Source organism: Sphingomonas sp. 2378 (assembly GCF_038084995.1).
Classification (GTDB): domain Bacteria; phylum Pseudomonadota; class Alphaproteobacteria; order Sphingomonadales; family Sphingomonadaceae; genus Sphingomonas.
The window spans coordinates 1-12646 of the sequence record NZ_JAXCMJ010000068.1 but is presented as its reverse complement, the minus strand read 5'-3'; the positions used below and the strand labels follow the sequence as shown (position 1 = coordinate 12646).

15 protein-coding genes and 1 tRNA gene are annotated in these 12646 nt (G+C 67.1%); 6 read left to right on the top strand and 10 right to left on the bottom strand.

Features of this window, described 5'->3' with window-relative positions; genetic code table 11:
- Positions 1-188 precede the first annotated feature (188 nt).
- Positions 189-1172, bottom strand: a complete 984-nt coding sequence (locus tag SM191_RS18670) for an NADP-dependent oxidoreductase (RefSeq protein ID WP_341507516.1) — start codon at positions 1170-1172, stop codon at positions 189-191.
- 102 nt (positions 1173-1274) lie between these two features.
- A complete protein-coding gene (locus tag SM191_RS18665; protein WP_341507515.1) occupies positions 1275-2528 on the bottom strand; it encodes a DUF2171 domain-containing protein in 1254 nt (417 codons plus the stop codon).
- A gap of 249 nt (positions 2529-2777) precedes the next feature.
- Between SM191_RS18665 and SM191_RS18660 the strand changes: the two genes are divergently transcribed.
- The 3 genes from SM191_RS18660 to SM191_RS18650 all read left to right on the top strand — a co-directional run bounded on the left by SM191_RS18660 (position 2778) and on the right by SM191_RS18650 (position 4438).
- Positions 2778-2853, top strand: a tRNA-Ala gene (locus SM191_RS18660).
- 95 nt (positions 2854-2948) lie between these two features.
- Positions 2949-3707 (top strand): NUDIX hydrolase, encoded by a 759-nt coding sequence (locus SM191_RS18655; protein WP_341507514.1) that lies wholly within the window; start codon positions 2949-2951, stop codon positions 3705-3707.
- Positions 3708-3736: 29 nt separating this feature from the next.
- Positions 3737-4438: an extensin-like domain-containing protein gene (locus SM191_RS18650; RefSeq protein ID WP_341507513.1), complete on the top strand. Its 702-nt coding sequence runs from the start codon at positions 3737-3739 to the stop codon at positions 4436-4438.
- 19 nt (positions 4439-4457) lie between these two features.
- Here the strand turns inward: SM191_RS18650 and SM191_RS18645 are convergent, their stop codons facing one another.
- From SM191_RS18645 to SM191_RS18630, 4 genes are all read right to left on the bottom strand, one after another.
- Positions 4458-5015, bottom strand: a complete 558-nt coding sequence (locus tag SM191_RS18645; RefSeq protein ID WP_306998899.1) for a hypothetical protein — start codon at positions 5013-5015, stop codon at positions 4458-4460.
- Between the two features lie 283 nt (positions 5016-5298).
- Positions 5299-5565: a hypothetical protein gene (locus SM191_RS18640; RefSeq protein ID WP_267435148.1), complete on the bottom strand. Its 267-nt coding sequence runs from the start codon at positions 5563-5565 to the stop codon at positions 5299-5301.
- A gap of 65 nt (positions 5566-5630) precedes the next feature.
- Entirely contained in the window at positions 5631-6410 is a 780-nt protein-coding gene (locus tag SM191_RS18635) for a transglutaminase-like domain-containing protein (RefSeq protein WP_341507512.1), read from the bottom strand.
- A 77-nt stretch (positions 6411-6487) separates the two neighbouring features.
- Positions 6488-7234 carry a Bax inhibitor-1/YccA family protein gene (locus SM191_RS18630; protein WP_341507511.1) on the bottom strand — a complete coding sequence of 249 codons (747 nt, stop codon included), beginning with the start codon at positions 7232-7234 and terminating at the stop codon, positions 6488-6490.
- Positions 7235-7357: 123 nt separating this feature from the next.
- Here SM191_RS18630 and thpR point away from each other — a divergent pair, with 123 nt between their 5' ends.
- The 3 genes from thpR to SM191_RS18615 are packed head-to-tail and all read left to right on the top strand — an operon-like array spanning position 7358 to position 9211.
- Positions 7358-7909, top strand: a complete 552-nt coding sequence (thpR, locus tag SM191_RS18625; RefSeq protein WP_341507510.1) for an RNA 2',3'-cyclic phosphodiesterase — start codon at positions 7358-7360, stop codon at positions 7907-7909.
- A gap of 44 nt (positions 7910-7953) precedes the next feature.
- Positions 7954-8490, top strand: coding sequence for a superoxide dismutase family protein (locus tag SM191_RS18620; RefSeq protein ID WP_341507509.1), 537 nt, complete (start codon positions 7954-7956; stop codon positions 8488-8490).
- Positions 8491-8548: 58 nt separating this feature from the next.
- Positions 8549-9211: an HAD-IA family hydrolase gene (locus SM191_RS18615; RefSeq protein WP_306998891.1), complete on the top strand. Its 663-nt coding sequence runs from the start codon at positions 8549-8551 to the stop codon at positions 9209-9211.
- A 130-nt stretch (positions 9212-9341) separates the two neighbouring features.
- Here the strand turns inward: SM191_RS18615 and SM191_RS18610 are convergent, their stop codons facing one another.
- The 4 genes from SM191_RS18610 to SM191_RS18595 all read right to left on the bottom strand — a co-directional run bounded on the left by SM191_RS18610 (position 9342) and on the right by SM191_RS18595 (position 12583).
- Positions 9342-9695: a HesB/IscA family protein gene (locus tag SM191_RS18610; RefSeq protein WP_306998889.1), complete on the bottom strand. Its 354-nt coding sequence runs from the start codon at positions 9693-9695 to the stop codon at positions 9342-9344.
- 2 nt (positions 9696-9697) lie between these two features.
- Positions 9698-10156: an SUF system Fe-S cluster assembly protein gene (locus SM191_RS18605; RefSeq protein WP_306998887.1), complete on the bottom strand. Its 459-nt coding sequence runs from the start codon at positions 10154-10156 to the stop codon at positions 9698-9700.
- Positions 10153-11358, bottom strand: a complete 1206-nt coding sequence (locus SM191_RS18600; RefSeq protein WP_341507508.1) for an aminotransferase class V-fold PLP-dependent enzyme — start codon at positions 11356-11358, stop codon at positions 10153-10155. Before SM191_RS18600 ends, SM191_RS18605 begins: the two co-directional genes overlap by 4 nt.
- A 145-nt stretch (positions 11359-11503) precedes the next feature.
- Positions 11504-12583: a SufB/SufD family protein gene (locus SM191_RS18595; protein ID WP_306998883.1), complete on the bottom strand. Its 1080-nt coding sequence runs from the start codon at positions 12581-12583 to the stop codon at positions 11504-11506.
- Positions 12584-12646 lie beyond the last annotated feature (63 nt).

The following is a 12646-nucleotide window of genomic DNA, read 5'->3' as shown; positions in this document are numbered from 1 at the left end:
TCCCCTCCCCCAACCCCTCCCGCCTGCGGGAGGGGAGCTATCGAAGGGCCAGCTCCCGCCAAGCGCACTCCCCCCTCCCGCAAGCGGGAGGGGGTCGGGGGGAGGGCACGCCTCACAGGACGACGTCCGTGGCACTCCCCTCCCCCAACCCCTCCCCCCTGCGGGAGGGGAGCTTTCGGAAGCGTTCCTTACAGCTTCACCAGCATCTTGCCCTTGTTACCGCCCGAGAACAGCGCCAGGAACGCCTCCGGCATCCGGTCCAGCCCCTCGAAGACCGTCTCCTCCCGCTGCAATTTCCCCTCGCCCAGCATCGCGGCCATGTCGCGATAGAAGCCCTGGTGATCCTTGAAGTCGGAGACGATGAACCCCTGGATCCGCACGCGATTGCCGATCAGGCGGGCGAGATACTTCAGGCTGGTCGGCTTGGCGTCGTTATAGACATCGATCATCCCGCAAATGGCGAAGCGCGCACCCGGCCGCGCATGGGCCAGCGCGGCGTCGAGATGGTCGCCGCCGACATTGTCGAAATAGACGTCGATCCCCTCCGGGGCCGCTTCGCCCAGCGCCTCGACCACCGGCTTGCCCGCCTTGTAATCGATGACTTTATCGGCCCCCAGTGACCGGACCCACTCGCCCTTGTCCGCGCCGCCCGCCGACCCGATGACCGTCATCCCCTTGGCCTTGGCGATCTGGACCACCGTCGATCCAACCGCGCCCGCGGCCGCCGACACGAACACCGTGTCGCCCGGCTTGGCCTCGGCAATGCGGACCAGGCCGTAATAGGCGGTCATGCCCGGCATGCCGAACTGGCCCAGAAAGGCCTGCGGATCGACCGACAGATCGGGCAGCGGCTGGACCTGCGACGCCGGGATCACCGCCTCGTCGCGCCAGCCCGCCATATGGCTGACCAGCGTGCCGACCGCGAGGCCGTCCGCGCGGCTTTCCACCACCTCGCCGATCGCGCCGCCCTGCATCGGCTCGCCCAGCTGGAAGGGCGGGACATAGCTTTTCACGTCGTTCATCCGCCCGCGCATATAGGGGTCGACCGACAACCAGCGGTTCGCCACCCGCACCTGCCCCTCGGCGAGTTCGGGCAGCGCCTGCTCGATCAACGCGAAATCCTGTGGCTTCGGCATCCCCTGCGGGCGGTTTGCCAGCGTCCAAGCTTTCATGCTCATATCCTTTTCATCGTCTGCGGCGGACATGGGAGAGGGCCCGGGTGAAGTCCACCCGAGCCCTCCAAGAAAAGTCACCGGTTAGTGACGTTTTTTCTATCAGTAACCCCGGTTGGTATCCGAGGTGCTGCCCGTGGTCGTGCCGCTCGTGCTGGTCGACGCCGTCGAACCGCCGGTGGTCGAGGTCGTCCCCGTAGCGCTCTGGCCGGTGGTGCCGGTCGTGCCCTGGCCGGTCTGGCCGTAGGTGCTCGACTGACCATAGGCGTTCGACTGGCCGTAGCGGTTCGATCCGGTTTCGCTGGTGCGATCGCCGAACATGGCGCGGGCGTTTTCCTCTTCGCGCCAGTGACTCTTGGCCTCTTCGGCGGTCTTGGTCAGCGTGACCTTGTCCTCGACCGACTTGAGCCAGCGCGAAGGGATCGAATGGTGCTGGCCGTCCGCATCGCGGTCGTTCTTGGTCAGCAGGATGCGATCGCCGCGCACCTTGTCGACCGTGCCGACATGCGCGCCGTCCGAACCCAGCACTTCCTGATGCTCGGTCACCTTGGACAACAGGCCGCGCTGCCCCTCGCGCTCGGTGCGCCAGCTGCTGAACTCGTTCTCGAACTTGGTGCGGTTCTCGCTGCGATATTCGTCATAATCGCGATCGAGCGCCGCGATCTGGCCCGAGCGCCAGCTATTATAGTCGTGGTCCTGCGCGGCATAGTAACGCTCGTCGAAGCGGGCATCGGCCTCGCGGCGGCGCTCCGCCTCCTCGTCGCCGAACCACGAACGGACCTCGTCCCCCGCGCGGGCGAAGAAGCCGCGATCGTCATAGTCATAGCCCTGCGGCTGGCGACCATAGTCGCGGCCCGACTGCTGGCGGCCCTGATCGCCGCGACCCTGGCGGTCGTCACGGCCATAGCGATCGCCGGTATAGCCATAGCCGCGCGAGGAATCGCCGTAACCCCGCGTCGTGTCGCTATAGCCCGAGGGTCGATAGCCTTCACGGCCATAGTCGCGCTGGCCGCCACGATAGCTGTCGCGACCATAGGAGCCGTAATCGCCCGAGCCCGAACGCCCTTCGCCATAGCGGCCTTCGTTCTGGCGACCGCCGAAATCCTGGCGCGAACCGCGATAGCTGTCGTCCCGGTCATAGCCCTGGCGGCCATAGCCCTGATGGCCATAGTCGCGTGCGCCGTAACCGCGACGGCTGTCGTTGCGGCTGTCATCACGATCGTCGTCGAACGCGCCCGCCGCTTCGTAATCGCGCGCGCTGGAATAGGTGTAGTCCCGCCCCGAGCCGTAATCCCGGCCATAGTCGAAGTCGCGACCGCCACGATTGGCGTCGCGGGAATAGCGATCGTAAGCCATCCTAAACCCTCCTGAAAATCGGTCCTGCGGGGGCCGACGCCGCTCGTCCGGCGGGCCGTGCCATCCGATGGTTTCAATGAGGAAGATCAAGACATTGTTCCGTGGCCGGGGCGCTCCGCACGACGGAATGCCCGATGCGAAAGGCCGAAAGCGGCGGAAAAATTTTCGCTGCCCGCCGCTTTGGAGTGTTGCGTCGCCCCGGATCACCGGCTAATGGCGTCGCTCCCGACCACGGTCGGGATATGGGGCGGGGCTGTAGCTCAGATGGGAGAGCGCTGCAATCGCACTGCAGAGGTCAGGGGTTCGATTCCCCTCAGCTCCACCACCCCTTTTACCGGACGATATGCCGGTGTTTTTCTCTCCCATCGCTGACGCCGTCCGGCCCTTGCCCGATCCCACATGCGATGCGTTGACGCCGCGATGATCCCCGATCCCATTCCCGCCGCCACCCTGATCCTGATGCGCGAAGGGACGGAGCGCGACGCCCTTCCCGAAATCCTGATGGTCGAACGCGGCGCGGCGCTGGCCTTTCTGGGCGGGGCGATGGTCTTTCCCGGCGGTCGGGTCGATCCCGGCGACCATGGGATGGTGCCCGCCGATGCCGTCGATCCGGACGACCGCGCCGCGCGCATCGCCGCCATTCGCGAGACGATCGAGGAAGTCGGGCTGGCGGTCGGCCTGATGCCGCACCCCGATGAAATCACCGTCGCGGACCTGCGCGCCGACATGGCTCGCGGCCAGTCCTTCGCGGCGGCGCTGGCCGAACGGCGCCTGCGGATCGAGGAGCCCGCGCTGACACCGTTTGCCCGATGGTGTCCCGAACATGTCCCCGTGCGTCGGTTCGATGCGCGCTTCTATCTGGCGGAGATACCGCGCCACGCCTCCACCCCGATCATCGACGGGGGCGAAACCGCCGCCGCGCGGTGGATGACGGCGCAGGCCGCCCTGTCGGCGGCGGACCGGGGGGATATCCATATCATCTTCCCGACCCGTCGGACGCTGGAACGATTGGCCCAGTATCGGGATTTCCCCTCTGCCATGGCCGATGCCCGCGCCTGGCCGGTCCGGCGGATCGTTCCTTTTCAGGCGGAGCGTAACGGCGTGCCATCGATCTGCATCCCCGACGATATGGGCTATCCGATCACCTCGGAGCCCGTCACCGCCGCCAGACGCGGGTGATGCGCGCGCTCCGGCGATGGACGACCGTCATGGTCCTGATCGCCGGATCGGCGATGCTGGCGCTGCTGATCTGGACTCTGGTACGGCAGCGGCCACAGGACGTGCCCTGGGCGCCGCTCGATCTCGGCCAGCCGGTCGGGCTCTTCACCGGGCGCAAGCTGACCGCGCTGACCCGGGACCGGGCGGCGTGCCTGGCGCTGCTCGACAAGGCGGGGATCGCCTATACCGCCTTGCCGCCACGCTCGACGGGCGGACAGTGCGGCTATGACGATGCGGTGCGCTTCGCAACCGGCGGCGCGCGGTCGGTCGGATATCGGCCCGCCTCGCTCGGCGTCTCCTGCCCGGTCGCCGCCTCGCTCGCCTTATGGGAATGGAACAGCGTCCAGCCCGCCGCCCGCGCGCTATTGGGGGCGGAGGTCGTCGCCATCGATCATCTGGGCAGCTATAATTGCCGCCGGATCAACGGTCGCAGTTCCAGCGACTGGAGCGAACATGCGCGCGCCAATGCGGTCGATATCGCGGGGTTTCGCCTGAGCGACGGTCGCCGGATCAGCGTGTTGCGCGACTGGCGCAATCAGGGAAAGACCGGGCAATTCCTGCGCCGGGTCCGCGACGAGGCATGCGATCTGTTCGCGACCACCTTGTCGCCCGACTATAACGCCGCCCATGCCGATCATTTCCATCTCGACCAGGCCTATCGCGGGCCGATGGGCTGGCGCGCCTGTCGCTGACCGGCGCGCGCTTGGGCAATCAATTGGCCAGCGAGGTGCCGTTGGTGTCCACCTTCTCCACCCAATGCGGGAAGAAGGCGGGCTGGCGGCTCGACCAGCCTGCCGCGGTCGCCGCCGCCTCGCTGATCGACTGGAGCAGTTTGCGCCGCAATTCGGGATGCAGATGCGGCAGCGCCGCCGCCGAACAGAAGACCGCCGGCAGCCAGGGCCGCACCTCGGCCCCGATCAGCCGCTCATAGAGGAAGCGGAAGGCCGAAAAGCTGGTCAGCCGCCCCTGCCCCAGGTCGAACGCCGCGATCGTCACGAAGGGGGCCATGAACGGCTCCAGCGATTCCAGGCCGCTGTCGACCGGGATCAGGTGCCGGATTTCGGGCAGGTTGCGGTACAGCCGGGCCTGGGCGCGGATGCTTGCCGCCTCGACCACGTCGCGCGACCAGCGGGCCATCGCATCCTCACGGTCCAGCCCGATGTCGAGCGACCGGCGGATGTAACGCTGGGTCGCCGCCGCGAAGCCCGCAAATTCCTTCATCTCGGCCAATGTCATCGTGCCTTCGGCCGGTCTGTTCCTCGATCCCATATCCTTTACCCCGCCCATCGAGACTGCCCGATCATCATGCGCCGATCTCGTTAACGCAATGCTGAACGGGCCGAAGACAGACGACCATGAAATCCGCCGCGCCGCAACATTGATTGCGACGAACGGTGCTCGGGGCCATCATTTTCCGGATATTGTCCGCAGACGGGACAGAAAGGGTCGTTTGGCGACATCCCGGTTCCGCATCGACCACGCGGCCCGGATGCGTCGCGACGAACCCATCGGGCGAGGCGGCGCGGTTGCGCCTCCCCACCCGGATCGGCGATTATTCCTTGTAACCCGACGACTCTGCCGGGCCGTCGCGGCCGGGCTGGGTGATCGAGGGCGGATCGCTGGCGTCCATCGATTCGTCGAGGCTTTCGTCGAGCTGTGCTTCGACATCCTCGGGGTTCTTCTTCAGGTCGCCGGTGATCTCCGGGTCCTGTCCGGCGTCCTGTTCGGGCGGACGCGGACGGTTGCCCTGCTCGGCCTGTTCGCCGCCCGGCGCCACCGACACGCTGTCCAGCGCGCGGTCGTCGATGCTGTCGTTCATGTCACTTCCCCATCACGAGTGGACAGGATCAACGAGCCAGCCCGCGCAAGCGTTCCTGCCCCGCCTCAGTCGAGACGGCGAACGCTGACCCGTTGATCGCAAAGCTGCGCCTCGCCGAAGACGGTCATGAAGGCGATGTCGGTGGCATCGCGCCCGACGCACACCCGCGCGATCTCGTCGGCACGCGCCATGCCGGTCGCATCGACCAGGTGCCAGCTTCCCTCCAGCCACAATTCGGCAACGGCGTGGAAGTCCGGCGGGTCGACGCCTGGCGCATAGGCCGAGACGCAGCGCGCCGGGATCTCCGCCGCCCGCGCCAGGGCGACCAGCAGATGGGCATAGTCGCGACACACCCCGATGCGCATTCCGAAGGTATCGAGCGCGCTGGTCCCGCCGGTCGAACTGCCCGACCGATAGTCGAGGCGGGTCGACACCCAGTCGATCAGCGCCGTCGCCATCGCACCGCCCGACAGACCGGCAAAACGCCGTCGCACGAACCCCTCCAGCCGGTCGGACTCGCAATAGCGGCTGGGTAGCAGATAGGGGATGAGGTCGCCGGTCAGCGCGCGCGCCGGGGTCGCCTGCATCCCCTCCAGCCGCAGCACGGGGCGGTCGATCGCCACCACCGCCTCGTACCGCGCGACCAGGGCATGGTCCGCGCGCACCCAGCATCGCTGTCCGATCCCGTCCTCGCCCGGCACCGCCGTCACGCCGTGGTCGGACCAGATGGTCAGCGCCTGATGCTCCAGCCGCTGGTCGGCCATCGCCGCCACCTCGACCTGCAACAGGATATCCGCCGGTTCGCGAAGGCCATAGTCCAGCGTCACTTCGATCGACAGGCGCATGGGCCGTGTTCCTTCCACGAAAAAAGGGCCCGGCGGACACTCCGCCGGGCCCCATGTCTAAACCCGTTATCCGACGATTAGTCGCGGCTGGAGCCGAACAGACGCAGGATGAACAGGAACATGTTGATGAAGTCGAGGTACAGGCTGAGCGCCGACATGATGACCACACGGTCCTGCAACGACGTGCCGCGCACCTGATAATACATCTCCTTGGTCCGCTGTGTGTCATAGGCGGTGAGGCCTGCGAACAGCAGCACGCCGACGAAGCTGATGACCAGCGCCATGGTGCCCGACTGGAGGAAGATGTTGATCACGCTGGCGACGATCAGGCCGACCAGACCGACGATCAGGAAGGTGCCGAACGCCGACAGGTCGCGCTTGGTGGTGTAGCCATAGAGGCTCAGCGCCGCGAAGCCCGCCGCGGTGGCGAAGAACGCGCCCGCGATCGACGAACCGCTATAGACCAGGAAAATGGTCGACAGCGACAGGCCCATGACGACCGCGAACGCCCAGAAGAGCATCTGCATCGTCGAGGTCTTCATGCGGTTGACGCCCATGCTCAGGGCGAACACGAAGCCGAGCGGCGCGAACATGATGACATATTTCAGCGGACCGCCGTTCAGGAAGACGTTCGCGGCCATGCTGTCCCGCCCGCCCCATGCGAAGAGCAGCGCGACGATACCCGTCAGCAGCACGCCCGACGTCATGTAATTATAGACGGACAGCATGTACGAACGCAGACCCGCATCATAAGCGGTCGAGCCCGTGGTGGCTGTGGTACCGAACGGCGCGGCGCTCGGCCGTGGATCAGACCAGTTTGCCATGGTGAAACATTGCTCCTTTGCCCGGCCAGATGCCGGTTATGGGAAATATCGCTCCGTTGGTGACTCATTTCAAGCGGGAGAGGTTCCCGTGACGGCAACAGAATGCGATAGACATGTTTTGTCATGCTTCGCCTGTTCGTCGCCCTTCGCCCGCCCCCCGCCATTCGCGACAGGCTGGCCGATGTCATGGACGGCGTTCCCCATGCCCGGTGGCAGGATGACGACCAGCTTCACCTGACCCTGCGCTTCATCGGCGAGGTGGATCGCTCGGTGGCGGAGGATATCGCCGCCGCCCTGGGACAGGTCCACGCCCCCGCGCCGGTCGTCCGGATCGCCGGGGTCGGCGCGTTCGATCACCGCGGGCGGGTCGACACCCTATGGGCCGGGGTCGGCCCGCATGACGCGCTCGCCCATCTGCATCGCAAGGTGGACCAGGCCTGTGTGCGTGTCGGCCTGCCGCCCGAAGCGCGCGCCTATCGCCCGCATATCACGCTGGCCCGCCTGCCCCGATCCGCCGGGACCGCGCCCGAGATCGAGGGGTGGCGCGCCGTCCATGCCGGTCTGTCCAGCGCCCCTTTCGCCATGGAGCATATCCTGCTCTATCAAAGCCACCTCGGCCATGGCGGCGCATCCTATGAACCGTTGATGCGTTGGCCGCTGGATACCGGCGGGTGACAAGCCGGGCCTTCTTCGTTTCGTTCGATCAGGGAGCTTCCGACATGAAATATCTCGCACTCACGACTGCCGCGATCGTCGCGCTGGGCCTGGCGGCCTGCGACCAGACCAGGATGGAAACGGGCTCCCCCGTCCCCGGCGGACCGAGTGCGACCGCGAGCCTGCGTACCGGCACCGGCGTCGAGGCGGGCCGCGCCACCGCGACCGAGGTGGCGGGCGGGCTTCGCATCACGCTGGACGCGATGAACGTTCCGGCGGGGATGCACGGCGTCCATATCCACACAGTCGGTCGCTGCGACGCACCGGACTTCACGACCGCTGGCGGCCACTGGAACCCGACGCAGCGCCAGCATGGCAGCATGAACCCGCAAGGGCCGCATGAGGGCGACATGCCCAACATGACGGTCGGCAGCGACGGGCGCGGGACGCTGGGCGTGGTGCTGCCGGGCGCGACCATGGCGGGGCTGCTCGATGCGGACGGCTCGGCGATCGTAATCCATGCCGCCGCCGACGATCTCAAGACCGACCCCAGCGGCAATAGCGGCGGCCGCATCGCCTGTGGCGTTTTCCAGGCCAATTAAGCCCCTTCGCCCCGCCGCCGATCGGGTGGCGGGGCGCTGATCCCTACCCGGAGCGCCGATGACCAAAGCCCTGCCCACTCGCGCATTTGGCGGCTTCCTGTTCGACATGGACGGAACGATCCTGAGTTCCATCGCTTCGGCCGAACGCGCCTGGACCATCTGGGCGGAGCGGCATGGATTGAACGTGGCCGCGTTCCTCCCAACCATCCACGGCGTCCAGTCGGTCGAGACGATCCGGCGACTGAACCTGCCCGGAGTCGATCCGGTGGCCGAAGCGCATGCGCTGACCGAGGCGGAGATGCTGGACGTGGACGATGTGGCGCCGATCGGCGGCGCGGCCGAATTCCTGGCGGCGCTGCCGGCGGATCGCTGGGCGATCGTGACCTCCGCGCCCAAGCGGCTGGCCGAGGTGCGGCTGAAGGCCGCCGGGTTGCCGCTACCGGGCGTATTCGTGACGGCGGAGGATGCGGAACGGAGCAAGCCCGCGCCGGATGGCTTCCTGCTGGGGGCCGAGCGTCTGGGTGTCGCACCGGAGGATTGCCTGGCGTTCGAAGACGCCCCCGCCGGAATCACGGCGGCCGAAGCGGCGGGAATGACGGTGGTGGTGATCGCCGAGACGCATCGGGATAGGATGGATACGCACCATGCGATGGTGACGGACTATCGTGATTTGTCGGTGGAGTGGGATGGCGCGAGTTTGAGGCTGGAGCACCGGGTTTAGGCTGTGCGGTTCCCCAGCCTCCGTTCAGCCTGAGCGAAGTCGAAGGCCAGGGGATTCCGGGCGAGAGGTCGGGACGTGCACTTCGACTTCGCTCAGTGCGAACGGGATCAGGAAGGGATACCCCCTCCCCTCAAACCGTGAAGCTTTCCCCGCACCCGCACGCGCCCTTGGCGTTCGGATTCTGGAACACGAAACCGGCGGTGAAGTCGTCCTCCACCCAATCCATGGTCGAGCCGATCAGGTACAGGATCGACCCGCCATCGACGAACAGCGTGCCGCCCGGCGTGTCGATCCTCTCGTCGAACGCCTTGGCCTCGGTCACGTAATCCACCGAATAGGCGAGGCCGGAACACCCCCGGCGCGGGGTGGACAGCTTGACCCCGATCGCCCCCTCGGGCGCGCGGGCCATCAGGTCGGCAATCCGCGCCTCGGCGGAGGGCGTCAGGTTCAGCGCGGCGGGACGCGGGCGCAAGGTGGTCGCCATGGTCAGAGCATCCCCAGTTCGAGCTTGGCGTCGTCCGACATCTTCTGCGGATCCCAGGGCGGGTCCCAGACCAGGTTGACGTCCGCCGTCGCGATCCCCGGCACCGCCGAGACGCGCAGTTCGACCTCACCCGGCATCGATTCGGCGACCGGGCAATGCGGGGTGGTCAGCGTCATGGTAACGACCGCATGGCCGCCCTCGGTCACCTCGACCCCGTAGATCAGCCCCAGATCATAGATATTGACCGGGATTTCAGGATCGAAAATATCCTTCAGCGCGTCGATGATGCCATCATACAGCGCCCCGCCCGGCTGCGTCGGATCGTCACTGGCCGGCTTTTGCGACAGGAAGCCCGACAGATAGTCGCGCTGGCGTTCTGCCGGGGACTCGACGACATCCTGCACCCGCGCCTTGGGCGGCTGCGCGACGCTATCCACTTCTTCGATCTTGTAGTCGCTCATCCGAAAATCCTCGTGACCCGCCGGACGCCATCCACCAGCGCCGCGACGTCATCGGGTCCGTTATACACGCCGAAGCTCGCCCGCGCGGTGGCGGGCAGGCCGAGCGCCTCCATCAGCGGCTGCGCGCAATGATGGCCCGCGCGGATCGCCACCCGGCTCTCGTCCAATATGGTGCCGATATCATGGGGATGCACCCCCTCGACCGCGAAACTGACGATTCCCGCCGAGTCCTCAGGGCCCAGCAGCCGCACCGAGTTGATCGCCGACAGACCTTCGCGCGCCTGCGCGACCAAAGCCGCCTCATGCGCATGGATCGCGTCCAGCCCGATGGCCGAAACATAGTCGATCGCGGCATGAAGCCCCAATGCGCCGACGATATGCGGCGTCCCCGCCTCGAACCGGCCGGGCGGGGGGGCGTAGGTCGTCTTCGCGAAGCTGACCCGATCGATCATCGACCCGCCACCCTGATAGGGCGGCATCGCGTCCAGCAATTCGGGCCGCGCCCAGAGCACGCCGATCCCGGTCGGGCCATAAAGCTTGTGGCCGGAGAAGACATAGAAGTCGCAATCCAGCGCCTTCACATCGACCGCGATGCGCGGCACCGCCTGACACCCGTCGAGCAGGATCTTCGCACCCACGCCATGCGCCAGATCGGCCGCGCGCCGTCCGTCGAGGACCGAGCCCAACACGTTCGACACATGGCCCAGCGACACCAGCTTGTGCGCCGGGGTCAGCATCCGCGCCATCGCATCCAGGTCGATGCGGTGATCCGCTGTCAGCGGCAACACGTCGATCGCAACGCCCAGCCGCTCGGCGACCATCTGCCACGGCACGATGTTGGAGTGGTGCTCCAGCATCGACAACAGGATGCGGTCGCCTGCCTGGAGGTTGGTCGCGGCCCAGCATTGCGCGACCAGATTGATCCCCTCGGTCGCCCCGCGCGTGAAAACGATCTCGTTGGCCGAGCCCGCACCGATGAACCGCGCGGTCGCCTCGCGCGCGGCCTCATAGGCCAGCGTCATGTCCGCCGAACGCTGATACACCCCGCGATGCACGGTCGCATAGCTGGTGTCGTAGGCGCGGGTGATCGCGTCGATCACCACTTGCGGCTTCTGCGCGGTCGCGGCCGTGTCGAGATAGGCCCAACCGTCCGGGATGGCCGGAAAATCCGTCACCCGGTCAAGAGGACAAGCCGTCGCCATCACCCATTCCTCCCCATTTCTGATGGGGAGGGGGACCGCCGCGAAACGGTGGTGGAGGGGCACGCCCCTCCGGCCCCTCCACCCCTCGCTTCGCGAGCGGTCCCCCTCCCCGCGCAAAGCGAAGGGAGGATTTGGGTGGTCACGTTCAAAGCGCCGCCTCCAGCCAGGCATCGGCATCCGCCGCGAAGGCTTCGCGCACCACCTCGTTGCCGATGCGGTCGATGGCATCCGCCACGAAGGCGCGGGTCAGCAACGCCTGCGCGCGGGGCTTCGGAATGCCCCGGCTCTGCATGTAGAACAGCGCGCGGGCATCCAGTTCGCCCACCGTCGCACCATGCGCGCACTTCACGTCGTCGGCGAAGATTTCCAGTTCGGGCTTCAAATTCACCGTCGCCGTCCGCTGGAGCAGCAGGCCGCGAAGCGACTGTTCGCCATCGGTCTTCTGCGCATGACGCGCCACTTCGACGCGGGCGGCAAGGCTCGCCTGGCTGCGATCGGCGGCGACCGCACGCCATAGCTGGTGGCTCTGCCCGTTCAGCGCGGCGTGACGCAGGCCCACCGCACATTCCTGCTTCAACTCCCCCTTGGTCAGCAGCGCGCCGCCGAACTCGGCATAGGCCCCGTCGCCGGTCTGGGTGATCCCGCCATCGATCCGCGCGCCCATATTGCCCGCCGCCAGGAAAGTCGCGGTCAGGCTCGCGCCCTCGCCCAGTTCGGCTTCCTCGCGCAGCGACACGAAGCCGTCGTCCTGCAACAGCCGAACGCCACGCATCAACCGCGCCGACGCCGCCAGCGTCACCCGCGTCAGCCGGTTGGTCCAGCCGCGCCCGACATAGGTCTCATAGACCTGCGCCGCCGCATCCTCGGCCAGTATGATCTCGGCGGGCAGGTGATTGGCCGCGCCGCTGGCGACATGGACGATCTGCACGGGCTCCGCGACCGCATCGCGCTCCAGCCGCAGCGACCAGCCACGCCCCAAAGCCTGCCGCCCGAGCGGATGATCGCTGGCGTCGATCTGGGTCAGTTGCACCGGGCCGAGATGGCTGGCGCTTTCATCCAGCACGCCGTCCACGAACAGCAACCGCGCGCCGGGGAGATCGAGGAAACGATCCGCCCCCGCAACCGGGCCAGCCCGCTCACTCTCCGCCGCCCGCCGAAGCGCGTCGAGATCCGCCCAGCGCCAGGCCTCTTCCCGCTTGGAAGGAAGGTCCAACACGTCCACCATCAATTCCTCCCCAAGCCATGCTTGGGGAGGGGGACCATGCGCAGCATGGTGGAGGGGCAAGCC

Coding starts and splice junctions, on each gene's coding strand:
- SM191_RS18670 (WP_341507516.1), bottom strand. CDS start 1,172: ATGAAAGCTTGGACGCTGGCAAACCGCCCGCAGGGGATGCCGAAGCCA.
- SM191_RS18665 (WP_341507515.1), bottom strand. CDS start 2,528: ATGGCTTACGATCGCTATTCCCGCGACGCCAATCGTGGCGGTCGCGAC.
- SM191_RS18655 (WP_341507514.1), top strand. CDS start 2,949: ATGATCCCCGATCCCATTCCCGCCGCCACCCTGATCCTGATGCGCGAA.
- SM191_RS18650 (WP_341507513.1), top strand. CDS start 3,737: ATGGTCCTGATCGCCGGATCGGCGATGCTGGCGCTGCTGATCTGGACT.
- SM191_RS18645 (WP_306998899.1), bottom strand. CDS start 5,015: ATGGGATCGAGGAACAGACCGGCCGAAGGCACGATGACATTGGCCGAG.
- SM191_RS18640 (WP_267435148.1), bottom strand. CDS start 5,565: ATGAACGACAGCATCGACGACCGCGCGCTGGACAGCGTGTCGGTGGCG.
- SM191_RS18635 (WP_341507512.1), bottom strand. CDS start 6,410: ATGCGCCTGTCGATCGAAGTGACGCTGGACTATGGCCTTCGCGAACCG.
- SM191_RS18630 (WP_341507511.1), bottom strand. CDS start 7,234: ATGGCAAACTGGTCTGATCCACGGCCGAGCGCCGCGCCGTTCGGTACC.
- thpR (WP_341507510.1), top strand. CDS start 7,358: ATGCTTCGCCTGTTCGTCGCCCTTCGCCCGCCCCCCGCCATTCGCGAC.
- SM191_RS18620 (WP_341507509.1), top strand. CDS start 7,954: ATGAAATATCTCGCACTCACGACTGCCGCGATCGTCGCGCTGGGCCTG.
- SM191_RS18615 (WP_306998891.1), top strand. CDS start 8,549: ATGACCAAAGCCCTGCCCACTCGCGCATTTGGCGGCTTCCTGTTCGAC.
- SM191_RS18610 (WP_306998889.1), bottom strand. CDS start 9,695: ATGGCGACCACCTTGCGCCCGCGTCCCGCCGCGCTGAACCTGACGCCC.
- SM191_RS18605 (WP_306998887.1), bottom strand. CDS start 10,156: ATGAGCGACTACAAGATCGAAGAAGTGGATAGCGTCGCGCAGCCGCCC.
- SM191_RS18600 (WP_341507508.1), bottom strand. CDS start 11,358: ATGGCGACGGCTTGTCCTCTTGACCGGGTGACGGATTTTCCGGCCATC.
- SM191_RS18595 (WP_306998883.1), bottom strand. CDS start 12,583: ATGGTGGACGTGTTGGACCTTCCTTCCAAGCGGGAAGAGGCCTGGCGC.